This window comes from Paenibacillus periandrae (genome assembly GCF_022458865.1).
Lineage (GTDB): Bacteria > Bacillota > Bacilli > Paenibacillales > NBRC-103111 > Paenibacillus_S > Paenibacillus_S periandrae.
Genome location: NZ_JAJNMU010000008.1, coordinates 51,226 through 74,249, shown reverse-complemented (window position 1 = coordinate 74,249; position 23,024 = coordinate 51,226). Strand labels below are relative to the sequence as shown.

The window sequence follows — 23,024 nt, the reverse complement described above, 5'->3', positions numbered from 1 at the left end:
TGTTTTATCTAAGGGGGGATGACGAATGGGTGAGATTGTAGTACCTATTGATATAACCCAAGAAGAGAAAAGTGTTCTAGCGATCTTTTCTCTAAGGCAATTTTTTATTATAGCGCCTGTCGGGTTTATCATGATAGCTTTTGTCGTGTGGGGGGACATTCCTTTTTTGAGTGGCTTTATTGATTTTATTATTCGTTTCGTCTTATTCCTATTTGTAACGGGCGTAGCGGTATTGATGGCCTATTTCAAATTGGACAAGTATGAAATGTATATGAGCGATTATATAATTGTAAGTTGGAAATTTTACAGATCGCAAAAAACTTATCAAAGTTTGTAAAATGTGAACCAAGGAGGGGTATAAGTACTATGGATGGTTTCGATATATTGATTTCTTTCTCAATGGGATTATTGGTCGTCGTACTTGTATTCTTGATATTTGCAAAGAAAAGAATGGACAGAAATGAGCCAGTATTTGGTTGGGCAAGAAAGCAGCATATGCAGGAAATGGGCCAGGGTCAAGTTCAATTAACTGCAAATGGAAAAGTGAAACCTAAAAAGGGGTCGGAAAAACTGATCGATATGCTAGGTTTGGAGAACATCCAGACCGGCATTTTTGAAAAGAAGAATAATGAATATTGTGTCATTATAACTGCTGACTCTGTTAACTATGATCTGCTTTCTGACGGAGCCAGACAGGGAATTATCCTTGGTTATAGTGCCTTGTTCAGAGTTATTCGGTTTCCGGTTCAAATTCTTGGTCAGGCAGTTACCCAAGATTTGCGAAAAGAAGAGGAACGTTTTGAATTGAACTTGTCCAAATGCAATCAACAAACACGCGGCTATAACAACTCCGTTATCCAATATATTAAAGAGCGTTCGCTAGATGAGTTTAGGATTTCTCGAAAAGTATATTATGTGGTTTCATATGTTCCTCAAACCGGACGAATGGGTGCGCTATCTCCAGAAGATAAAGCAAAGGATATCAGAGACGAACTTTATCAAAGGGCTTGGACAATTTCTCAGATGCTTAGAAAGTGCGATATAGATTCAGAAATTCTAGACAGTTTACGAGCAATGGAAGTTATGAAAAGAGCTTTAAATAGGGATCGAATGGTGGTAAACCCAATCGATGATGTAAAAGATCGCGAAAAACTAACATCTCTGTACGTGACCATCGACCCGACAACTTTACCAGGATATGATGCGTTGGTCTACGATGTGGAGGAGGTACGTGATAATGCTTACGAAGATGAAGAAATTATTCACACGCAATAAGGCTTCAAGTAATGTTGAAGCACCTCAACACGGAAATATTAAATTGGAAAAGGAAATCGATTTAAGAGACCTCACCTTCCCGAGTATGATGGAGAACCTGACTAATGATGGGATTACCTTTGAAAAGGATCACTTTGAGATTCAGACAGGACTTGGAGATGTGAAATTTGGTAGATCATTTTTCATAAAACCATCGGGGTATCCTCGTACAGTACGTATTGGTTGGTTGGAGGGTCTATTCACTGGGGATGATATGGATGTTTCAGTCCATATTGAGCCACTTGATCGAAATTCAGCCATTAAGAAACTGCAGAAAAAGATCGATGAATTCGAGACAGTTGTTCATTCAGCTGCAAACCGAAATGAAGGCGCGAAGATCGAAGATGCTATGCAAAAACGTGATGACGCCAAGTATTTGCAAAGACAAATCAAGAACAACCAAAATGGTTTGTACTATGTTTCAATTCAAGGGACTGTTTTTGCTAGTAATCTGAATGATTTGAATGCCAAATCCCGCGAGATTGAACGAATTCTAGGTGGAGAATCCATCGAAATCATCAACTCGTATGGCCGACAAAAAGAAGGTTTCCTTTCGTGCTTGCCTCTTGGTAAAAACCATCTTGAAAAGACGGATCGAAATCTTGATCAAAATGCTCTAACCGCAATTTTTCCTCACGCAAGTTCCAAACTTAATCATATAGGGGGATTCCCTATAGGGCGGTTTGGCAGTGAATACGTTTATTATAATAACTTTGACGCTAGTCTTAGCAATTATAGCATGGGTATTTTCGGTGTATCGGGTTCTGGAAAATCTGTTCTCGTCAAACAGATTATCGGCCGTGGTTTTATGGATGGAATTATGAAGAACGTTATTATTGACTGTGAACCTGAGTATATCGCTCTTACAAAAGCGCTCGGGGGTATAGTCATTCCTATCTATCCGTCTAAATCCAAAACAGCGAGTCGAATTAATCCTATGGATATTTTCCCGGAAAGGGAAATTATCAATCCAGGAGAAGAAAATGAATATACAGTAGAACGAATCAACCTTAACTTTAAAGTTATTGAGCTCCTGGAGTTTTTCACAGTAATGAAAGAATCATTATCACCGGATTCTCGCGGATTGACACCCATTGAGATTGGTGTTTTGAGCGATCTTTTAGAAGACCTCTATACTAAGCGAGGAATTACTGAAGATCCAGAGTCAATTTATCTCAATGAAGAAGATATCGATCTAAATGGGAAAATCACCTACCGAAGGCGAAAAATCGATATGCCGACTATCTCAGAAACATACGAGAGATTAGTAAAGCTTCGTGATGATGGAGATTATGAGTTAAAGGAGCTTTGCACGATTGTACACCTCTTCACGAAGAATAAAGCATTTGGTTTATTCGATGGACAAACAGAGATTATTTCGGATTCTGGCGTATCGCTTGACGATGCACCGGTCGTTACATTTGACATTTCGAAGTTAAGCCCTAACGGTATTGAAAGACCTTTAGCACAACACGTATTGATGACATGGGTATGGAACAGATTTATAGGTTCAAACCCAAAAGTCAAAAAAAGAGTCATCATTGATGAAGCGTGGATGATGATCAAATACAAAACGATGATGGAATGGCTTAAGACACTTAGCGCTCGGGGCCGGAAATGGAACGTTTCCCTTACTCTTGTGTCACAACGCTATGAAATGTTCGATCGGACAGAGGCCGCAAGAGACGTTGTAGCTCAGTTTGCAACAGTCTGCTTCTTACAGCAATCAGATCAAGATATCCAGCCTATTTTGGATACATATCGATTATCTGAAGATGTCGGCAATATGATACGGACTGCCAATAAAGGTGATGTCATTATGAAAGCAGGAAAACAAATTGTAAGTTTTAGGTCAGAACCTACCCCTGAAGAATGGAATTATTTGAATACAAATCAAAATATTGAGATGGGAACCGGTCCTGGAAAGAAAAGCTCAAGAGAAGCTCAGATACAATTTTTAAATATGGCAGTTGATATTAAAGCGATTGAAGGAGAGGGTGTGGCTTAAGTGAAGCAGAGAGTTTCTATTGTTTTACTGGCCGTACTTCTTTCGATATTCCTGCTGCAGAATATGGCCTTTGCCGCAACGGACACGAACCTCTTGGTTCCATCTGGATCTACTACCATGTCAGAGACAGGAACATTATTTACAGATGAAAAATTGGCACAAATGAAAAAGGACCAGAAGGATGCTAGTCTTACCGATGGCATCATGTTGGGATTCCTCCTCGACATTTTTAATGCAGTTCATCTAAATAGTCTACCTTCTCTAATTTTTGGGAATCCATATGGGGATACAGGGACACTCAATTACGGGATTTTCAGTCAAGGGGAAATGGAGAAGATAGTTAACCCGTTATTAGGTTTGCTTACAGGATTATATGCCTTAATTTTAACCATAGCAATCATGGTTTCTGCTGCCAAATTTGGTATAAAAGCTTACTCACCGCAAGCAAAGGCTGATTTTTGGACGGATATTAATATGTGGATCTTATCGGCCTTTTTCATGTCTAGTTTTTGGTTGATTTTTAAAGTGATGATGAGTCTCAATTTGGCGTTTGTTACCACTTTGTATTCGACCTTAAAGGCAACAGGCATAGACACCAATGGAGTGTCTCTCATCGGTGCCGCAGGTAATTTCAATATCGGGAATGGGTTTATTTATCTTTGTGAGTTTGGCCTTACGTTATATCTGAATGTTATTTACGTTGCGAGAAAGGTGATTATCATTTTTCTTGTGGTGTTGTCTCCGTTCGCAGCCTATAGTCTAATGTTTCCTAAAACAAGAGCGTTTTTTGGCACTTGGATAAAAGAGTTAGCGGGAAATATATTTCTACAGACGATACACGCTATTACCATCTTTGTGTTCGCTGAGCTAGCTGGAATGGCTGGTACTGGTCCGTTTAACGCCTTTGCGACCATCTATAAATTGTCGTTACTAATCATGTTCATTCCTATCACGGGTATGATTTCGAAATGGCTGAACTTAGGTGATTCTAGCTCTAAGTTAGGTCAAGTAGCAACTACAATGGGTGTTGGATCGGTAACTGGCGCAATGATGCTTGCCAAAGGTGCAGGTAACATGATGGGTGGGAAGCGAGCTGGTGGCGGCATGTCTGCAGGTGGTGCATCGGGTGCATCGGGAATACCTGGACCTGGAACAGATATGGGTTCAGACTCAGGTGTAACAGCTCTCACCCAAGCTGCAAAAGGAGGCGGGGGTTGGCAAAAGTTTAGGTCCATTGCTGAAAACGTGGGTGCTGTTGCAGGAGGTACTATGGGATTGACGATGGGCCCTGCAGGTACGGTAGTTGGGGCAAAACTTGGTGGTTCCGTCTTATCAGGTGCTGCTCAAGGAGCGCGAAATTTAGCTGCAGGTTCGACAAATGCAATTAGAACTGCAAAATCAAGTTTCTTTCCCGAGGGAATGAAATCAGCCTATCAAGCATCGTCAGGTTCTGGTTTTTTTAGCAAAGTGAAAGATATGGGGTCCACAGGTGGAAAAAATTTCAATGACATGTGGAATAATTTAAGCCAACGTCGTAATTTCATGGGCAATATGGGGGAGTCAATTGGTAGTACAGTTGGAGTAGGTGGCGTTGGACGGAAGATTGGTCACATGGCTTCAGGGGCAAGTAGAAACCGAATACAAGGTGCTGATGAACGATTCGGTGGTATGAACGATATGAGTCTACCAGATCTTTCCCAGAAGTACGCTGGCAGAGATGTGAGTTGGGAACAGACAAACAGTGGTTCTGCATTTTACGTAAACTCTGGAAATGGAAAGCAACGAATTAGTAATTACGGTGCAGCAGATCCTACCCTTAAAAAAGGTGAAACACGAATGGCTGATTATAAATTTCCGGGCCACAACGAAAAGTTTGAACGTCAACCGAATGGGTCTTATAAACTTCCGAGTACACAGCCTGTTCAAGGATACGCTGCAGGGTCTTCAGTAGGGTCTGTTGGAATGGCAGGAGGTTCGAGTGAGCACCTTGCTCGGACATCAGGATCGTACATCCGTGGAACTGATGGCGCCAAATATGATGATAATCGTGTAGAAGCAGCTAAGATAACCCCTGACAATTATTTCGCTCATAATATTAAAGGAACAGACCGCAGAGATTGGTCTGATAAAGGTGCTGACTTATTAACACGAAAAACCAGTATAAATACTGAATATAAGAAACCAACTGATCACACAAAAAGGGTAGGTAATCTTGCTGATATGGCAAAAAGAGATAAAAACCGGACAAAAAACACAATAACGCTTTAAAGGCACGTGAGGATGGTTCGTAATTGTATGGAGTCATCCTCATGTGGTCGGAATGGACGGTGAGTAATAGAGTGAATGCTCAGGATTTAACCAATGACGCAGCAGGGCAAGCAGGTGGTGCTGGAAAAAAAGTTGCGGGCAAGGCGGCAAGAAAAGCTGCAGGTAAGGCTGTAAAGATTTTAAAGAAATTGGCTATGGACTTTTTGAAAAAGCTATTACTAGCAGCTGGAAAAAGTTTAATTGCGATTGTTGGTCCGGTGGGATTGTTAGTCATTGTTGCAATAATTTTAGTCGTGATAATTCTCTCGGCAATTCCTTATTCAGATTGGTTCCTTGATGGTAACAGTCGAAGTGAATCGCAAAAGAAAGCCGATATTGAATATGAACAGAAATTCAAGACAGTTGCAGAAAAAACTGTTGTTGAAGTTAATGGTATTGAAGCATCAGAGTCATGGAAGTCATCACTAAAAAATATTATAAAGCCAAGCTGGGGTATTCCGGCAGCATTGGTCCGATATCAAATCATTGTAAATAATAAGAAGGTTGAGCTCTCGGATTACGATCCGAACATTTTAATAAATGCATTTAAACCAAAATATTCGTATACAAAAATAAGAGATGATGTAGAACGGACTAAGTCGGTGACGTATTGCTCGTGGTCGGATTCGGAGGGAAACAGCTATCATACAGGACCTGATACGATGATCAATACCAATCCAAGATCTGCTCACGACGTTCTTTCAAGAGTTACTTTTGACTATGGTGATATGGAGATAAAACCTTTAAAAAAATATTATCCTGGTGGTACGTTGGAATTAACGGACCAGTGGAATTATAAGGGTACAAGTACGAATGTACATTGTACTACAGATACGTATACACAATACGATCATACAACAGTCGACGATAGGTTTGTTCCGAATCTTAATATTGATGGAACGAAATTTCAGAACATCCTGGTATCTCAAGGTATCAATAAGACTGATATGAAATTGGTCTATGAGTTTATTAGGGTAGCCGATTCAAATTGGAACCCTTTTTTATATGGAGCCAACAACGATAGTACTGGCTCTATGTATGCTGGTCAAGCGAAAGTTTCTGAAGCCGTTTCAAGGTATGAGCCATTGGTGCGTAAATATGCGATCATTAATAACATTGAAGATCAAGTAAATCTTATTTTAGCAATGATTCAACAGGAGTCTGGAGGTGGATTATTGGACGTTATGCAGTCTTCGGAATCTGCAGGGCTTCCTCCAAACACGCTAACTGACCCGGAAATCTCGATTATGTATGGGGTTAAACACTTTGCTTCCGTGTTTAGATCAGCTGGTGGGGATGTAAACCTTACCTTGCAATCCTATAACTTTGGAGGAGGATTTATTCCATACGCTAATGAGCGAGGAGGGTATTCAAAAGAAAATGTTGTTGCATTTAGTCAGATGATGGCTGCCAAAAATGGATGGAGTCGTTATGGTGATGTGGACTATGTTGATCATGTCATGCGCTACTATACAAATTGGAGTAGTTTGAAGGTGAGTTCTGATGGTCAAATTTTCGATGTACAAGCCGTCCTTGATTTTATGAGTAAATACATGGGCATTCCTTATGTATGGGGTGGCCGAAAGCCAGAACAAGGAGGTTTTGACTGTTCAGGGCTCATAGAATATACGTTCAATCAGTTTGGTATTAATTTGAATGGGAATGCAGAAACGCAGTACAATAAAACTGCTGCTGTAACGGAGGCTCAAGCGTTACCTGGTGATCTAGTATTCTGGAGCACTTATAAAAAAGAACCTTCACACGTTGGAATGTATTTGGGTAATAATAAATTTATCAATTCGAACGATAGCGGCCTAGTCATATCTCCAATGGATGGCTATTGGAGCAAAGGTTTTTTGGGATATAGACGAATTGTGAAGTAAAGGAGTCTCTATGAAAAAGGTCTATTTGTTGATTGCAGCTTTATTCTTGCTTAATGTAATCCAGTTATTCCACGGAATGAATTTAAAAGCTCAGATTAAGGACCAGATATCTGCAACAGGTGCGGATGATACAAACAAAGCTTTTATTGAAAAATTTTTTACTTATGAGACAACAAAACAACGATATGATAACATCAAACCATTCATGACAACCAGAGGATACAATTCAGCACTTCCCGCAGGGATCGAAATACCGGATAATAGCAGCGGAGTTCCCTCGGTGTCTTCGCAAATGAATCGGTTACAGCCATTTCGATATGTCAGTGGTAACGAAAAAATTGAATTCATGAATGGGTTTGATGTGGTAACTTCGTTCAATAAAGTTCAAACGACACAGACTGTTATTGTTCACACGGTTCTGCTGTATTCAAAGGACAAGGGGTGGCAAGTTGATGAAGTTGAATTTGTTGGAACTTTTGGAAATGCGAACGCATCAAAACGGCAATAATATTGTATAAAAGGGGATTTTCATGATGGATGATATATTTAGTGGCCTTATGATTCTCTTAGAACAACTGATTCGATTATTTCAATTAGTAGGCCTTCCGATTTTTTCTGTCCTTATGATAGTCGGTTTCTTACTCCTGTTAACTTCGGGGAAAAACCCGAGAAGGAAAAAGATGGGGTACGTATTTATAATTGCATTTGGGGTTCTTACACTGCTTATTGCATATGCTCCTCTACTAGGTCATTCTATCTTTGGGGTAAAACCTTTAGAGGCTAACGGCGATGAAACTGTCGAGAATATGGTTGATGCAGCCGGCGAAATTGGTCCTATGCTTTTCAAAGGCGTATGGTATGTTTCTATTCCTGTCGTTTTTACGATGTTTTATTTCGGCCTTCTTGTTAGGTTGTCTGCTGCGAAGAATCCCCAACGACGCAGATTGGGTCTTGGGATGATGATATTCTGTCCGGTTGTCTTATTAGCGGCCTATGTTACTCCATCTCTTATGAACATGCTATAAGGGATGGGTATGGATGTCTATCATTAATATGATATTCATTGCATGGGGGTGAAACATGGAAATACGCATTGATGATCAATTCGAAGATTTAAGAAAGCAACTCCATGATGCTGTCATTAAGTTCGGTTTAAACAGCTGTTATGTGTTGGATTTGAGTCAGCAATTAGACGTTATACATAATATGTATAATGGTCAAAGGAATATGGCATAGACTTTGGTCGGCTCTGGGAGTCGGCCATTTTTTAGATCATCTTGTGTTTTCTATGGGCATGGTATAAAATGGTAGCATTACTAGTAGGTTGGTGAACAGTATGATAAATCATAATGCGTTGCAATTATCTCATCAAGAGTATGAAGAGCTCTATGCATCAATCATGAAGAAGATAAAGGAGCCTTTTCCGGAAGGAACGGTAATTAAAAAGAATGCAAGCGATAAGAGTGCATATATACCCGTTCACACCTATGTAAAAAAATTGAATGATTCTGCTGGTGGTTATTATACATGGAGGATCACTACGGATAAACCAATTATCCATGCTGAACAAGGACTTCTGGAAATGAGAGGTCTACTGACCATTTTAAATACAAGTAATGAGGGACAAGGGTTCCAACTGATTACATTTAAAAAGGGTAGTCAGGTGATTAACAATTTCGATGAAACAATTAAAGCTGCAACGAGAAGAGCGCTTGTCAATGCGATGGATATGTTTGAAGCGGGCTGGGTCGATCTAGCACCATACCGCGAATGGGCTAAAAGCCCTGGCCTTGGTCTAATTGATAACAAATCTGAAGAGGATGATGATTCAGCAAACAATCCTGATTGTGTATCCTGCGGGTGTAAACTTACAAATCAAGAGGTTGCAATAATAAAAGGGGTTTGGAATGTTTATTATTGTAGTGCTCACATCCCGAATTTTGTGAAAAAGAAAATGAATGAAATGGGTGGGTAGTTATGAACGATATTTGTCGAAAATGTGGGAACTACAATCCAATAAGGGAATCGTGCCAATTGGAACATCCTATGGAAACAGTGATCTCCACCTGCTCTGGTTACACGCGGTATTTGAACTTATTATCACCTACCAAGCTTTCTACCAAAGTTGTTTTGACTGTGGTAACACGCCGAGGGATCGAGAGGGCAATCCCGGCATATCCTGAACTTGATTTAACTTCAAAAGCTAATAGTTCCGGAGAAGTCGATCGGGTATATACCTTTCAAGGACAAAGAGAACTGATCCATGAATACGGGGTTAAATTCGCATCGGATATAGTCTCAGCAAAAGGTATCCATTTGCATATCTTGCAGAAGGAACTGAATGAGACTGGGAATCTGGATAAAATTCGAATTTACTTGGAAGAAAAACAGAAAAAGCAAAAGTCGAAAGGTTTGTATTGGATGAGTGAATCCCCAATTGAGGTCTGGACGTGAAGGTGAATGAGTGTAAAAAGAGGCTTTTCAATGTGGGTGCTGCCTCAACTTTGGAACGGTGTAAAAGATTATGCTTCATCGAATAATAAATCGATTTCCGTTGTACATGAAGATTTCTGTGGTGAACTCCTTTCTTCAAATTGGGAAATTCCCTATCAAGTAAATCGTCAGATTTCCTCGTATATTTTAAGGGAGAAATTCGCTAAAGAATTCCCTCTGGCACGCAAGCGGCTCATGGTAAATACAATTCAAATGACAGATTTGACCACACTCATTCAAGATAAGTTAATTAAAAGGTATGGTTCAGACTCAGGGTTAACGTTAACTGCTATTATCACTCAAAATCTTTATTTGATAGGTAAGAAACATGAAATTGACATTGGAAATCCAAATTATTTTTCAGATGATTTCTTTTCCCGAAATTATGTGCTTACAGAGGAAGCAATACTTGATAAGATCGATTTTCTTTATCAGCGGTTAGGTCGTCTTCCAACATCTAGAGAGTATGCGAGTGCGGGGAGCAGTAATTCCCTCTCTTTTCTAAAAAACCACTTTGGATCGTATTCCCATGCGGTGACTGTATATGTATCTAATAAACAGATTAGATAGTTACATTCTGTTTCTCGAATAATAAAGGATTAGATATACTATAATAAATGACTCAAGAGGTGAGACGAATGCTTAAGGGCACCCAGGCTAAGATTTACGATTTTCTTGTAGATCATACGAAACACAGAGGGTATTCACCATCACTCAGAGAAATTGGGCTGGCAGTAGGCTTATTCTCAAGTTCGACTGTACATGGTCATCTCGACAGGCTGGAGAAAAAGGGGTTAATTCGCAGAGATCCGAGAAAGCCAAGGGCAATCGAACTGAACCAAATCTCAATACAAGGAAACCAAAACCACATTTCGTTACCTGTAATAGGAAAAGTAACGGCAGGTATCCCGATCGAGGCTAATGAGAATATCGAGATGTTTATCCCGGTATTAGCAGACATGGAAGGTTCATTTTTTCTTACTGTTGAAGGAGACAGTATGAAAGATGCAGGAATTCTCAACGGTGATTACATATTGGTGAAAAATCAATCCATTGCCGATAACGGAGATATTGTTGTAGCAAAGACTTCTGATGGTAACGTTACGGTAAAGAAGTTTTATAAAGAAAAATACCGAGTACGTTTACAGCCATGCAACAAAGAATACGAAGCGATGTACTTTAGTACTATCTCGTTGGTGGGTGTCGTGGTAGGTATGTATCGATTTAATATATAAAACGAAAGACGCTGTTTGCTATTAAAATATGAAAATACACGGAAGCACCGTGACTTACGCCCTACTAAGGGTGTAATCATTGTGTTTTTTTATTTGTGAAAGGATGAATGTTAATGTACAAAAAAGTGAAGTATGTGGTTATTGTCGTTGCGGTACTGATGGTTATTTCTACAATAGTGGGGATAGCCCTTGCTAAAAATAAGGACAAAAAACCTAAAGAACTCAGTATTAGTGTTTCACTCACTTATTTCGATGATCAACCAACTAAAGGGAAGATGGATGCTCCCGTTTCAATTGTGGAGTTTGGTGATTTCAAGTGCCCAGGATGCCAATATTTTGCAGAAACCATTTTCCCCAATTTAGTGCGTGATTATATAGATAGTGGAAAAGCGAATTTTAAATTTGTTAATTACCCTTTTCTCGGTCCAGATTCACTCACAGCAGCTGCGGCTGGTGAATATGTTGCCAAAAAAAGTCCTAATGAATTCTGGACTTACTATGAAGCAATATATAAAAATCAAAAGAACGAATCGCTAGAGTGGGCAACAATCGATTATTTAATTGAGATTGCAAAAGGGGTTCAGATTCACGTTGATTATGCAGACATGGAGAGATCATTGAAGTCAGGCGAATACAGCGAAGTCGTCAATCGAGATTTAAGCTTTACACGTGATCTTGGCATTAGAGGGACACCAACCCTTGTTGTAAACGGAATGGTTTTTGGAGTGGGAGGGTTATCCTATGAGGAAATCAAGAGTACCATTAACAATATTATTGACAAAAGAGTGGGGGGATGAAATATGAATCTAAGGGAGTTTTTGAAAACCTACGGCCTAATGGCTGCTTGTTTAGTTTCGATAATTGCAACCAGTGGTAGTCTTTACTTTAGCGAGATTATGAGCTATGAGCCTTGTAAACTCTGCTGGTTGCAAAGAATTTGTATGTATCCACTAGTCGTTATCTTAGGATATTCAGTTATAAGTGACAATAAAACGTATGCACGAACTGCGTATCCCTTAGCGATTGTTGGCTTAGGAATTGCGGTTTATCACTATTTAGGACAGAAGGTTACATTTGTACCTCTCTCTTGTCAGTACGGTGTACCGTGCAATGTAGATTATATTAACTGGTTTGGATTTATCACAATTCCATTTTTATCACTAATAGCGTTTAGCCTAATTATTATTTTTTTAGGTAAGTCGAATAAGGGTAACAGAATAAAATGAAGAGAAGTAAAACGAGGGGAAATGATATAAATGTTTGGGAAAACAGATAAGTTAATGAAGACTACTCAGCCAGTATTTGAAAATGTGATCAAACGAGCTGATGAGCTAAAAATGCTTTTGGAAAGAAAAAATCAACTACCAATTGCAATCGTAGAGTTTATTTCTAATGAGGTCGAACGTATCAAACACGACCTCGCTGCTTTTGTTCACTTATGGAAAATTGGCTCTGTACCCGCTTCTCGCATGTTTGAAAACCAAAGTAGATTGTCCGAAGTGATTTTTGATATTGATAAAAAATTACGCTATCACAAAGACAGAGGAGACCGGGATAGGCTTAAATCATTTTTTTATCCTGAGCTGGTAAAGGATACATCGGAAGCAATGAGCATTGAGGTTTTTGCCGGTTTTGAACCGTTGCATCATATCCATAAAGATGGAACGGAACGAGTTCACATTTTTGAATCTGGTGGGGACGGATGCTTGTTAAGCGACCATGCAAATGACAGAAGAAGGAGATCTCTAAATGTTGTTATAGCAATTGCCGAGGACATTCTTCATCACGTTTATCATGACTCTGAGGAAGCAGATAAGCTCGACGTATCCATCCGGAACGAAATGAGTATCCTCGGCTTTTATTGCCCTAATGGATGGACTGTGAAGGATGGGGCGGGCAAACTTCATAGATATCGTGCACGTTCAATTATACCTCCTAAATATTTTGAATCTTTGATATATAAAAATATCATGCCAACGCTCGGCTCTGGCGAGCAGGTGAAGGTGCGTATCTATTCAGGTGGAATTATCTCGGAAGAATATAAAAAAGCATTCAAGGTATCCCGTGAATTTGGTATTAAGTTTTTTGATGGGGAAGAAATTCGGGACACTCTTGTTTTAGAAGAAACTGACGGAGAGAATTCTGAATTGTTTGTACGCAAGATGAACAAGGTCATTTCTCTCATGGATCAATTCTATTATGAAGCTTTTGATATGCACCCTAACATTAACATGCAAATTGAAGTCGACTTTGATAAAAGGGGATTACTGTGCCCGACCAACTTCGTGTTTGTTGAACCAGCGTATGAGGATCGATGGGCTCTGTAAAGCCGGCTTTCAAAAGCGTTGGTTACTACGTCGTAAAATTTTTTCAATACAATCAACAATTATAAGAGGGACTGTCTGAATCATAGAAGATGAGAAACATGTCTGTGCCTTCATATGGGATATTCTTCACTTTGTCCTGATTGATAAAGGAAAGTAATGATTGTCAGTGTAAAATAAAGTTCATTAGTGAGTGATCGATCATTCGGCTATTCGTATTTTGAAGTGGATTAACTGAAAAATGGACTTGAGGGGGATTATAATGGGTGGCGAAAATTTAGTAAATGAAGGATTTACAAAAGAAGAGTTAGAAGCGATTAGAGATTGGTATGGGGTTTACAAGGCAGTTGACAAAGATCCATCAGAAACTCATCTTTCTGCTTATCGCAAATTGAACTTGTTATTACACTCCTCGGTGCCAAATGAAGATGAACAGAGAATGATTCAAACTGTTCTGTATCTTGTGAGAAAAATTGGGCATGCAACGCAATATAGTGTAATTAATAGCTTTTCAAAATACTATGACTTCGACCTAGACTATGCTGCCAAGCTTCTTAAAAAAATGATTAGAGAAGGGACCTTCTTGGCTAGGAAGTCCAGTACGTTCTATGGAGATGGTGGAGACAAAAAGCATGTTAAAACGATAATTACAAGTGATGAAAAGAAGCAGCTATTGGAGAAACACAATGAAACTTTAAACAATAGAAGCATTCAAATAAAAAATGATCATTCACTTAATGTGGGTCATGCAGATCCACGCTAGTAACTTTTATTTGCATTGCTATTAAAAGAGCCACTACGAGGTTATTGTAACGATCTTATTTACATGAATCAAATTGTGTGCATGCAACGTAAATTATCAATTCATCACATTAGCATGTTCAGGTAGATTGAATGTTAATCCCGGATCTTTTTTAATGACATCTCTTCTAACATAGGTTATACTTTTAGTATTCGAACTATTTATTTCTGGACTCAACCAAGCGGTAGAGAGTCTTAATGATGTGATAAACAAGCACCTGAAGGTGATTAATCCAAGAGGAAATTCTCTTTAGTTAATCATCATCAGGTGCTTTTTTATGCATTTATTCCAAAAAGGGGAGTGATGGACTTAATGAAGGTTAAAACTGAAAATGAATTTAGTTCTATGAAATCGATGGTGTATCTCTTGATGAAGTTCGCTAAACACACTAAGCATGAAGAGGAAACAGTTCTTAAGAGAATCCTATTTGAAGAATTACGTTCTTGGTTCGGCGATATAGAAAGATCGTCCGATGAAATCCTTAATGAGAGTATTAGGACATTCGTGAGGGATGAGCTGATAGAAGGGGATTATGGTACTATGGAGGGTTTCCTGATTGATTTTAAAGCTCTAGGTAACCTTTTCATGGAAGATGTCGAGAACTCTTGGTTTTATGGTATGGTTTCCTCCGTGCTTGCTGAGTTGTACTCAATTCGAACTGACCGAAAGATCGAAGTAGCTGATCATGTGAGTTGCACGAATTGTTTATCTGACCTTTATGTTCGAGTTGGCGGTGTAACTTGCCCTCGTTGCTTAAGAGATGGATGTCTTACATACCCGAACGGTATTCAGACGGAGTCGAATGATGTCAAGGTTCCTGATGGAGAAGTAGTCGAATGGGTTAACAAAGACTTCATTAAATCATAAAGGAGTTGTGATGGGATGAATATAAAATTTATGATCTACAAATTCACTACGGAAATAGGCGATGAGTTAATTATGTATAAATTTAAAGATAGATAAGCTGAAGGCACATCTGAACAGTTCAATTGGATAAAGATGCTGAAGAATCACAAGTGGATTAATCGATCAAATGAGGAAACATGTATCCTAATTTAATATGCAAGGAAAAACCAGCTGCCCTCGTCGAAGGATCAGCTGGTTTTTCACATCATAAAGAGGAGATAGAACGATGTTCAATGACTATATTTTTAAAGATGCTAATAACAAAGTCAAACAACAGCCCAACCTAAAATTTCAGGTAGATCCGGTTCGCAGAATTTGGAATGAACTGAAGAACTGTGGCTTTATTTATTGGTCATCTGTTCGCGATTGGAGCTCTGTATTTCAAATCAACAATAACTTTGTGGTACTTCATCATTTTATCGGAGAGGAACCAATGCAAGGATTAATCGAATCTAGTTCCCAATTTGAGTGGGATGAAATCATTGACAAAAACGGTGTTTTAGGACCTCTTTTTAATCAAATAGTAAGAGAAGGAATGGATATTTATTTGCCTAATCAGATATTTTTAGAAGCATTGGAAAGGGAATTGTCATATCAGCCATACGACTACCATTATCAATCACCAAAGCATAAGCTATCACTTTGGGCCTTTGGTGGAACTAAAGTGAAGGTTTCTCTTCATATTGAAATATACTTCAACCTGCCAATGGCACCATATGGGATTAGAAAATCCACCCCATGGCCAGATCTTACGGAAGAGGGTTTTCAACCTTCCTTATTTGGCGACTTGTATGGAGAAGCAGATACCCTAAATTTAAAAACCAAAAAAAACCGAAGGTCGAAGAAACAAAATACAAGCGTTGCTGCAATGGATGAAGATTTGACAATTTACGAAACCGTTAACGAAGAGAAGGAAACTGAAGTTGATATAGCAATTGAAAGATTGTTTCGAGAAAACACAGTCTTAATTGTTGCCTATTCTGGTGGTAAAGATAGTCATTACTGTTTAGATAAATGCGTTAAATTCAAACTTTCGCATCCCGAATGTAAGACAAAACTGGTTATTGTCAGCGCGGATACGGGCGTTGAAAATGTGGTTTTTCAAGATCATATCAGGAAAGTGAAAACTGCGGTAGGATCACTTCCCATCGAGATTCCATTTTTGATTGTAAAACCTGATATTAACGACACATATTGGGTTTGTGTGCTTGGTAAGGGGTATACTCCACCACATTCCAATTTCAAGTACTGTGTGACTAGATTAAAGATAAAGCCAGGTAGAAAAGCTCTCGAAAATTTTGTAAAAGACGGAGAAAAGATTTGCCAAATCCTCGGGAGCCGCTCCTCAGAGAGTACCCAAAGGGGTGCCAGCATGGAACGTCACTATGGGGAATCGTTCTACGGTCAGCATGACGTTCAAGGGATTCGAACAGCTACACCAATTAGGAATCTATCTGCACGAGATGTCGTTACATACCTTGCGAGAAGCCAGCCGGCTTGGGAAGGCTATAGCAACTATAATCTTCTTAACCTTTACGGATCTGGAGCTGGTGGTCTTGCTGAGTGCCCGATTGGTAGTGCAATCTCTGATGAAAACAGTGCTATAAAGTCATGTTCTGGCAAAAGCTCGCGCTTTGGCTGCTATACTTGCACTGTTGTAAATGATGATTCATCACTGAGGAATATGATGATGGATTATGCAGAGCTTGAACCTTTATATCGAGTTCGGACTCTATTAAAGGGGCTACATGATATCAGGTACGGATCAGTTGTAGGAATTCAAAGAAAGGGGAAATACCGATTTGAACCTGGTTTTGGTGATTTAACGGTCCAAATCCGAGTTACCCTACTCCGAATTCTTAGAGAGAATGGCATAAAACTGCAGGAAGAAGAGGTTTGGGAAATCTATAAAGAAGTCTGTGAACGTGAGATACGGGAAGGACTTGTAATTAGTCAGTCTTTTAGGGACGCACTCTTTGCTTTCTTACCATATAGGCCACTTTTCGTAGGTCATCTGTATGATTCGATTCTAGATCCGGATGGCGTAATTGATCGAGTGACAAAAGAGGATAAAGAATCAATCGAACGGATATGGGCAATGATGGAGAATGGCGAGTTGGAAGAAATTAAAGAGTAATACGGGTAATCTAAAAATACAAAGAAAGAGATCGCCTTATGGCCATCCTCTTTTTTTGTATTACTTTTCAACTCTTCGAATAACGAGTATAATTAGGTTATTACATTCATTTATTTTGAGCGGCGTCCTGGGACACACCGTTATTCGATTTTTACGAATCCTCTTATAGAGTTTTTCTGCCTTCTGGTAGAACATCTCTTAAAGTTGGGTTCTTTTTTTGTTCCCAGAGAAAGGATAACAGCTAATCTGAATGATTATTATGTTTGATCTATGAATTCGAAGGGAGTTGATATTCAGTGTGAAACTGTTAGCCAGTACCACAGGTGATAAGGCCCTTATACGAACACTGGTTTAACAGCTTTGTTAGGAAAACTTTGAATGTTAAATAAATGATATAAATGCTTAATCAATTAATAATATTACATGAAAGACCACCGCTTCCGCTGCTTATGGCGTCGCTGTGGTCTTTATCATTGATATGACAAATGAGTACTACAAATTTGCTGACAACAACTGTTATTTGTAAATGCCATGTTCCCTCAATTCTAATTTGAAGGAGGTGATTAGCTATGGGCAGACCCAGGCCAATTGAAGTTCATTCGAACAGTAAGGGTAAGAAACATCTTGTTTTTCAGGAGCTTATCCATGCTGAAGAGGGTTATGCGTACATTCCCGTAGATGGATCATTCAAAACAGATCTTTTCAATAAGGGGCTTCTCGATGGAAGGAAAAAGGCAATAAAATTCAACCGCAGTCTTAGTGAATGTGAAAGTCTTTGGGTATTGGTTCTTCCGCTTCAGTTATTTGAAGCGAATTTGACCAATAAGTCTTTTGTTGGTGTCATCAGTTTGGATCGTACGTATTTGGTTCGAATGAAAGAGGCTGGAGCTTTTATTAAAAATGTGTGTATGACATGTGAAGAGTACGGTACGCATAATTGTTATCTCTCCTTATCCTTTGATTGTGGAGAGGACGACAGAGAACAATACCGTGATGGTAGTCATTTCGAATTTCAAAAAGAGATCCGTAGAAATCGAAAACAAAAAGCATTCCCTGTTTAACAGGTTGAGGGAATCGGTGTCGCTCCCTGCCACGGTAAGTGTGGAACACTTGAGCGATAACCGTCTCTTTAGTACCTCATAAAATCGATGCAGCTAGATGTAGGGGCATTGGAGCATCTCGCAAGTGCAGAGTACGTCCCCACCGTACTTCTTATCGGTTGCCCTCTCTTAAAGCCAGTGAGCTTTAAGGAGAAGAGGGCTTATGAATGCCTGATGTTAACGGAAATTATACGGTCAGTTCTTTCTTTTCAGGAGCAGGACTACTTGATTATGCCTTTATGGATTCTTTCAAAATTGTTTGGGCAAATGAAATTGTTAAGCAGGCAGCGCAGAGCTATTGCGCTAATATTGGTAATCATATTCGCGTTGGAGATATTACGCGTATTCCGTTGAATGAAATACCGAGTACGGATGTGATTATTGGAGGCCCTCCTTGTCAGGACTATTCCAGTTCTGGGAAAAATAAAGGGGAGAAGGGTGAACGCGGGAAGCTCGTATGGGCTTATTTGCGTATCATCAAAGCCAAAAAACCGATTTGCTTTTTATTTGAGAACGTCGTAGGACTGTGCAGGAAACATAAGGAAACCTTGCATCGTCTTATCGAACAGTTTGACAAGATGGGCTATACGGTTTCGTGGAAAGTGCTCAATGCGAATCAGTTTGAAGTAGCCCAACATAGAGAGCGTGTGTTCCTTGTAGGTGTAAGGAAAGATTTGGGGTTTGTATTTCAATTCCCTGAAAATTTAAAGAATAAAACAAAAACAGTCAGAGAGGCCATAGGAGATCTGCCCGCTCCTGATGGATCGTTTTCTAACCATATCGCTACGTGGACCAGTCCAACTCCCGAAAGAATATATGATGTGATGAAGAACCCCCGACCCAATCAATTCCGTGGGATGAGAAGAGTCCCTTGGGAAGGTGTATCGCCAACATTAACCGCACATTTATCGAAAGATGGCCGAGAAACTCTGCATTCATCAGAGGACAGGCGTCTAACTGTAAGGGAATGCCTCCGGATCATGAGCGTGCCAGACTCATATGTTTATCCCGAGAATATGCCCTTAACTCATCAATATAAGGCAACCGGCAATGGGGTCGCCTACAATGTGGGAAAGGCATTAGCCACAGCATTAAAAAGCCAATTGAATGCAGTTCCGATGCAGATCAGTATGTTTTAGAAAGATTGTATTTAGATGGTGTACATTTAAACCCTGAGTGGTGAGGACGAAGCAATAGCCTCCCACTTTAAAGGGGTTAATGAGAGGAGTATTAGCTGAATGCCCTAATGATAAAAAACATAATAAGTTTGTAACGGTTGCCCATGTAACCCAAGATTGGGTGGTTGATCCGGCAGGAAACTTCTTACAAGAATTGGCCACTTTAGAAACTACGCATGGTCCTAATATAGACAACAACTGGACATGTCATACCTGTGGTGCAGATGCAATTGTTACTGCTGCAAGCGTCCCGCTAAGAAGAATATAGAAAATAAGGAGATTGAAGTAATTGAATGAAAATGAAGCAAATAATATGTTGGGTTACCATGGAACAAATGAACGGCAAATGAAAAAGATAATAAATAGTAATTTTAAACCAAAGAAGGGATTATGGGGAAAGGGTGTATACCTGACATCAAGCAAGGAAGGTGCTAAAATCTTTGGAAATGCTATATTAAAGGTACTGATAGACGACTCGATGGTGACGCATATTGACTTTGAAAACTTTAGGTATTTGGACGAACGATCGTGGTCCAAAGAAGTGGCTAACAAAGGTTACAAAGCAATAGCAGTTTCATACAAGTCAGGTGAAACTGAGATTTGCATATTTGATACTGAAATCATAAAAGAGATACAATATTAGGAAAGGAGAAAAAATAGTTGATCTTTGGAAATTGAAGGAAAATTAGTAGATTTATTTATAGTACACTCTTTCTCAGGAGTTTACATCCAAAACTAGATGAGGAGTGGTTAACCTTCCTCATCTTTTTATTTTCCTGAACAAAGTATGGTACTATATTCCTGCTCCGGATATAGTTTGGTTTGCAACATAACGGCAAAATACCCTAACAAATAAGGTAAGAAGTGAGGAAAATTAAATGAAGAAGATGATCATTCTCGCGGCATTGATTGCCCTAACATCAGGATGTGGTGGACAATCCACTCCAGTTACAAACCAAGTGCCTGTGAATCCTGTAGCTACCACAACTGCACCAGGTGTAGCTGTATCACCTGCAGCAACTGCATCCACAATAGCCACTGTACCCGTTGATGACAAAAAGTTTATCAATGCCAAGGTAACCCGCGTCGTTGACGGAGATACTCTGGAAGTCACGATTAACGGCAAAAAAGAAACCGTTAGAATGATTCTGGTCGATACACCCGAGACTAAAAAACCAAATACACCAGTCCAGGCGTTTGGGTCCGAAGCTTCCACATTTACCAAAGAAACATTGGAAGGTAAAGACATAAAGCTTGAGCGTGATGTTTCCGAACGAGATCAATACAAGCGTCTTTTATACTACGTTTACATTGGCGATAAGATGTTCAATGAGACTTTACTTGAAAAGGGACTTGCTAGAGTTGCTGTATTTCCTCCTGATGTGAAATATGTAGATCGGTTCCGCGAAAATCAAAAAAAAGCACAGGAAGCAAAGCTTGGAATTTGGAGCATTGAAAACTATGCAACAGATAAAGGGTATGATGTCAGCAAGACGAAAAAAGATAATACAATCGATATGAATGCTAAGTTTGAAACACATAAGCCAGCTTCAAACGAAAAACCTAAAGAAAACCCAGCTGCGAGTAATGTACATTACAACAATTGTACAGAAGTAAAAAAAGCAGGAAAGGCTCCACTCCATAAAAATGACCCTGGATATAGTAGCAAATTGGATCGTGACGGAGACGGTTTGGCTTGCGATTAGAGCTATATTTAGATAGTGAAAAGTTGTCTTATGAAAGGTTTAAAGGTCTGAGAATCGATAACAAGCAAAGAATACGTAAACAGATTCGATGTTGTCATTCGGGTGTAGCTAAGTATACCGGTTTGAAAGACAAATTGAGTTTACTTTTTTAGGAGGCACCTCGTGCTTTTATGTCTAAATTCTTTTATAGTAAGAGTAGAGGTGATGGTATGAATAACATGTTAGTTCAAAACTCAATGGAAATACTCTCAAACAAGGTTTCATCCATTGATCAAGAAGTAATCAATGCTTTCTTGGAAAGTGAAGCAGATGAGTATGATGACACGAAGATAGTTGAGGTCATCAAAATATTAGAACAAATATGGTCGCATCAGAAGTACGGACTCGAAGAAGGTATACTTTTTTCGAATGTCCTCGATGTGCTTCTCCATTGTGACCCGAATTTCATAAAAAAGCTAAGTCAGTCTGTGGGAATTACGATTACCCATAAAGATATAAAAAAGGGTAAGTATGCGATTTTATCAAGAGTACTCCGGAAATATCACAACAAAAAGGTGAGGGACTATTTTTCGAAGTTCTTGGAGTTTAATTACCGAGCAGAGATCGCTACAATAATGGCCGACTCAAAAAGCTCCCTGATCGAATTGAAAAGCAAATCTCCATTTGAGAGTTTACTTTGGATCCTCGTTTGCCAATTGAATGATGAAGATACCTTGAATTATCTAAAAGAAACCTTCCCCAGAGATTATGCTTATTCCTTATGGTATTGTTTGATAAGTTATATCGGTATGGAGTTTGAGGTTATCATGGACCGACCGAACGAAATGTCACAAGACCAATCGAATAGTTTGAGCAGTATCCAGGTGGAGAATAAAAAGTTACAAAAGAATCTAGATAAATCAGAAAAGAAAAAAATACAGCTTCAGAGGACCGTTCACGAAAAAGAACAGAATGAAAAGGCACTACGTGGCCAGATGCATGATCTTTATGAAGATGCTTTAAAGGAAACCGAATTCTTAAGACATCAGGTTGAACAGTTAAAACGTGAGCACGAAGAAGAGATATTGGGTTTGCTGGAAACCTCACAAGAAGAGCGGATATCCTATCAGCAGACCATAGACAATTTACGTCAATTACTTGCCTCGCGTTCTAACGAACCTGTTAACGATTTAAACGACCTGGAAGGCCGAACGATCGCAGTAGTTGGTGGGAATCGAGAACGTCATTATAGAGATATCATAGAGCGTTATAACGGAAAAATCTCTTTTGTTCCCGAAGACCAATTAAGTTTAGTGCATCATTCCGTCATGGGAAGTCAAGCGGTTTTCTTTATAAAAGGGCTAGCGGGGCACGATCATTGGAGAGATGCAATGGATGCAGCCAAGACTGCTGAGATTCCGTTTGTATATGTGAATACGAAGGGGATCTCTACGTTCGAACGGTTACTTGTTCAGTTCATGAAGCAAAGTCACGAAATGGGTTACAGGATACATTCGGTTTAATATATGAGTAGGAGAATCTAATGAAATATAAATTCCCCCATTATTAAAATTGTCTTCACTACCCTTGGTACGATATATGTACTAAATTGTGTACGTGACTGACGGTATGCTAGACTAGCTGAAGATATT

The 23,024-nt window shown here is 39.3% G+C and carries 24 protein-coding genes; all 24 read left to right on the top strand.

The genetic code is table 11. The features are described from left to right. Positions 1–25 precede the first annotated feature (25 nt). The 24 genes from LRL21_RS14620 (at position 26) to LRL21_RS14510 (ending at position 22,895) form a co-directional block, all read left to right on the top strand. On the top strand, positions 26–337 hold the full coding sequence (locus tag LRL21_RS14620; RefSeq protein ID WP_240416530.1) for a PrgI family mobile element protein: 312 nt from the start codon (positions 26–28) through the stop codon (positions 335–337). 29 nt (positions 338–366) lie between these two features. Beyond that, positions 367–1,275, top strand: a complete 909-nt coding sequence (locus tag LRL21_RS14615) for a hypothetical protein (RefSeq protein WP_240416529.1) — start codon at positions 367–369, stop codon at positions 1,273–1,275. Next, a complete protein-coding gene (locus tag LRL21_RS14610; RefSeq protein WP_240416528.1) occupies positions 1,238–3,322 on the top strand; it encodes a VirB4 family type IV secretion system protein in 2,085 nt (694 codons plus the stop codon). The genes LRL21_RS14615 and LRL21_RS14610 overlap by 38 nt, the downstream gene beginning before the upstream one ends. Next, on the top strand, positions 3,323–5,590 hold the full coding sequence (locus LRL21_RS14605) for a hypothetical protein (RefSeq protein ID WP_240416527.1): 2,268 nt from the start codon (positions 3,323–3,325) through the stop codon (positions 5,588–5,590). 41 nt (positions 5,591–5,631) lie between these two features. After that, complete coding sequence (locus LRL21_RS14600; RefSeq protein ID WP_240416526.1) at positions 5,632–7,512, top strand: bifunctional lytic transglycosylase/C40 family peptidase; 1,881 nt, start codon at positions 5,632–5,634, stop codon at positions 7,510–7,512. A 10-nt stretch (positions 7,513–7,522) separates the two neighbouring features. Continuing rightward, a complete protein-coding gene (locus tag LRL21_RS14595; protein ID WP_240416525.1) occupies positions 7,523–8,020 on the top strand; it encodes a hypothetical protein in 498 nt (165 codons plus the stop codon). A 22-nt stretch (positions 8,021–8,042) separates the two neighbouring features. Continuing rightward, positions 8,043–8,537 (top strand): hypothetical protein, encoded by a 495-nt coding sequence (locus LRL21_RS14590; protein ID WP_240416524.1) that lies wholly within the window; start codon positions 8,043–8,045, stop codon positions 8,535–8,537. A 55-nt stretch (positions 8,538–8,592) separates the two neighbouring features. After that, positions 8,593–8,748, top strand: coding sequence for an aspartyl-phosphate phosphatase Spo0E family protein (locus LRL21_RS46795; RefSeq protein WP_420832451.1), 156 nt, complete (start codon positions 8,593–8,595; stop codon positions 8,746–8,748). A gap of 100 nt (positions 8,749–8,848) precedes the next feature. After that, the gene (locus LRL21_RS14585) at positions 8,849–9,487 is read left to right on the top strand and encodes a hypothetical protein (RefSeq protein ID WP_240416523.1); all 639 of its coding nucleotides are present in this window, start codon (positions 8,849–8,851) and stop codon (positions 9,485–9,487) included. Between the two features lie 71 nt (positions 9,488–9,558). Next, entirely contained in the window at positions 9,559–9,966 is a 408-nt protein-coding gene (locus LRL21_RS14580; RefSeq protein WP_240416522.1) for a hypothetical protein, read from the top strand. A 30-nt stretch (positions 9,967–9,996) separates the two neighbouring features. Next, positions 9,997–10,575, top strand: coding sequence for a homing endonuclease associated repeat-containing protein (locus LRL21_RS14575; protein WP_240416521.1), 579 nt, complete (start codon positions 9,997–9,999; stop codon positions 10,573–10,575). Between the two features lie 68 nt (positions 10,576–10,643). Beyond that, positions 10,644–11,240: a transcriptional repressor LexA gene (gene lexA / locus LRL21_RS14570; RefSeq protein ID WP_240416520.1), complete on the top strand. Its 597-nt coding sequence runs from the start codon at positions 10,644–10,646 to the stop codon at positions 11,238–11,240. Between the two features lie 113 nt (positions 11,241–11,353). After that, positions 11,354–12,037, top strand: a complete 684-nt coding sequence (locus tag LRL21_RS14565; protein ID WP_240416519.1) for a DsbA family protein — start codon at positions 11,354–11,356, stop codon at positions 12,035–12,037. 3 nt (positions 12,038–12,040) lie between these two features. Beyond that, on the top strand, positions 12,041–12,466 hold the full coding sequence (locus LRL21_RS14560) for a disulfide oxidoreductase (RefSeq protein ID WP_240416518.1): 426 nt from the start codon (positions 12,041–12,043) through the stop codon (positions 12,464–12,466). Between the two features lie 30 nt (positions 12,467–12,496). Further along, positions 12,497–13,567 carry a hypothetical protein gene (locus LRL21_RS14555; RefSeq protein WP_240416517.1) on the top strand — a complete coding sequence of 357 codons (1,071 nt, stop codon included), beginning with the start codon at positions 12,497–12,499 and terminating at the stop codon, positions 13,565–13,567. Between the two features lie 259 nt (positions 13,568–13,826). Then, positions 13,827–14,327 (top strand): hypothetical protein, encoded by a 501-nt coding sequence (locus tag LRL21_RS14550; RefSeq protein ID WP_240416516.1) that lies wholly within the window; start codon positions 13,827–13,829, stop codon positions 14,325–14,327. A gap of 351 nt (positions 14,328–14,678) precedes the next feature. Continuing rightward, positions 14,679–15,233: a hypothetical protein gene (locus tag LRL21_RS14545; RefSeq protein WP_240416515.1), complete on the top strand. Its 555-nt coding sequence runs from the start codon at positions 14,679–14,681 to the stop codon at positions 15,231–15,233. Between the two features lie 265 nt (positions 15,234–15,498). Further along, positions 15,499–17,409 carry an adenine nucleotide alpha hydrolase family protein gene (locus LRL21_RS14540; RefSeq protein WP_240416514.1) on the top strand — a complete coding sequence of 637 codons (1,911 nt, stop codon included), beginning with the start codon at positions 15,499–15,501 and terminating at the stop codon, positions 17,407–17,409. A gap of 569 nt (positions 17,410–17,978) precedes the next feature. After that, on the top strand, positions 17,979–18,470 hold the full coding sequence (locus LRL21_RS14535) for a hypothetical protein (protein ID WP_240416513.1): 492 nt from the start codon (positions 17,979–17,981) through the stop codon (positions 18,468–18,470). Positions 18,471–18,676: 206 nt separating this feature from the next. Next, on the top strand, positions 18,677–19,648 hold the full coding sequence (locus LRL21_RS14530; RefSeq protein ID WP_240416512.1) for a DNA cytosine methyltransferase: 972 nt from the start codon (positions 18,677–18,679) through the stop codon (positions 19,646–19,648). Between the two features lie 79 nt (positions 19,649–19,727). Continuing rightward, complete coding sequence (locus LRL21_RS14525; RefSeq protein WP_240416511.1) at positions 19,728–19,955, top strand: hypothetical protein; 228 nt, start codon at positions 19,728–19,730, stop codon at positions 19,953–19,955. 21 nt (positions 19,956–19,976) lie between these two features. Then, entirely contained in the window at positions 19,977–20,330 is a 354-nt protein-coding gene (locus LRL21_RS14520) for a hypothetical protein (RefSeq protein ID WP_240416510.1), read from the top strand. Between the two features lie 235 nt (positions 20,331–20,565). Further along, positions 20,566–21,393: a thermonuclease family protein gene (locus LRL21_RS14515; RefSeq protein WP_240416509.1), complete on the top strand. Its 828-nt coding sequence runs from the start codon at positions 20,566–20,568 to the stop codon at positions 21,391–21,393. 170 nt (positions 21,394–21,563) lie between these two features. Then, entirely contained in the window at positions 21,564–22,895 is a 1,332-nt protein-coding gene (locus LRL21_RS14510; protein WP_240416508.1) for a DUF2325 domain-containing protein, read from the top strand. The last annotated feature ends 129 nt before the right edge of the window (positions 22,896–23,024 follow it).

What these genes read in the sequence shown, in the direction of transcription:
- LRL21_RS14620 (WP_240416530.1), top strand. Translation starts at nt 26, where the DNA reads ATGGGTGAGATTGTAGTACCTATTGATATAACCCAAGAAGAGAAAAGT.
- LRL21_RS14615 (WP_240416529.1), top strand. Translation starts at nt 367, where the DNA reads ATGGATGGTTTCGATATATTGATTTCTTTCTCAATGGGATTATTGGTC.
- LRL21_RS14610 (WP_240416528.1), top strand. Translation starts at nt 1,238, where the DNA reads ATGCTTACGAAGATGAAGAAATTATTCACACGCAATAAGGCTTCAAGT.
- LRL21_RS14600 (WP_240416526.1), top strand. Translation starts at nt 5,632, where the DNA reads ATGTGGTCGGAATGGACGGTGAGTAATAGAGTGAATGCTCAGGATTTA.
- LRL21_RS14595 (WP_240416525.1), top strand. Translation starts at nt 7,523, where the DNA reads ATGAAAAAGGTCTATTTGTTGATTGCAGCTTTATTCTTGCTTAATGTA.
- LRL21_RS14590 (WP_240416524.1), top strand. Translation starts at nt 8,043, where the DNA reads ATGATGGATGATATATTTAGTGGCCTTATGATTCTCTTAGAACAACTG.
- LRL21_RS46795 (WP_420832451.1), top strand. Translation starts at nt 8,593, where the DNA reads ATGGAAATACGCATTGATGATCAATTCGAAGATTTAAGAAAGCAACTC.
- LRL21_RS14585 (WP_240416523.1), top strand. Translation starts at nt 8,849, where the DNA reads ATGATAAATCATAATGCGTTGCAATTATCTCATCAAGAGTATGAAGAG.
- LRL21_RS14580 (WP_240416522.1), top strand. Translation starts at nt 9,559, where the DNA reads ATGGAAACAGTGATCTCCACCTGCTCTGGTTACACGCGGTATTTGAAC.
- LRL21_RS14575 (WP_240416521.1), top strand. Translation starts at nt 9,997, where the DNA reads ATGTGGGTGCTGCCTCAACTTTGGAACGGTGTAAAAGATTATGCTTCA.
- lexA (WP_240416520.1), top strand. Translation starts at nt 10,644, where the DNA reads ATGCTTAAGGGCACCCAGGCTAAGATTTACGATTTTCTTGTAGATCAT.
- LRL21_RS14565 (WP_240416519.1), top strand. Translation starts at nt 11,354, where the DNA reads ATGTACAAAAAAGTGAAGTATGTGGTTATTGTCGTTGCGGTACTGATG.
- LRL21_RS14560 (WP_240416518.1), top strand. Translation starts at nt 12,041, where the DNA reads ATGAATCTAAGGGAGTTTTTGAAAACCTACGGCCTAATGGCTGCTTGT.
- LRL21_RS14555 (WP_240416517.1), top strand. Translation starts at nt 12,497, where the DNA reads ATGTTTGGGAAAACAGATAAGTTAATGAAGACTACTCAGCCAGTATTT.
- LRL21_RS14550 (WP_240416516.1), top strand. Translation starts at nt 13,827, where the DNA reads ATGGGTGGCGAAAATTTAGTAAATGAAGGATTTACAAAAGAAGAGTTA.
- LRL21_RS14545 (WP_240416515.1), top strand. Translation starts at nt 14,679, where the DNA reads ATGAAGGTTAAAACTGAAAATGAATTTAGTTCTATGAAATCGATGGTG.
- LRL21_RS14540 (WP_240416514.1), top strand. Translation starts at nt 15,499, where the DNA reads ATGTTCAATGACTATATTTTTAAAGATGCTAATAACAAAGTCAAACAA.
- LRL21_RS14535 (WP_240416513.1), top strand. Translation starts at nt 17,979, where the DNA reads ATGGGCAGACCCAGGCCAATTGAAGTTCATTCGAACAGTAAGGGTAAG.
- LRL21_RS14530 (WP_240416512.1), top strand. Translation starts at nt 18,677, where the DNA reads ATGCCTGATGTTAACGGAAATTATACGGTCAGTTCTTTCTTTTCAGGA.
- LRL21_RS14525 (WP_240416511.1), top strand. Translation starts at nt 19,728, where the DNA reads ATGAGAGGAGTATTAGCTGAATGCCCTAATGATAAAAAACATAATAAG.
- LRL21_RS14515 (WP_240416509.1), top strand. Translation starts at nt 20,566, where the DNA reads ATGAAGAAGATGATCATTCTCGCGGCATTGATTGCCCTAACATCAGGA.
- LRL21_RS14510 (WP_240416508.1), top strand. Translation starts at nt 21,564, where the DNA reads ATGTCTAAATTCTTTTATAGTAAGAGTAGAGGTGATGGTATGAATAAC.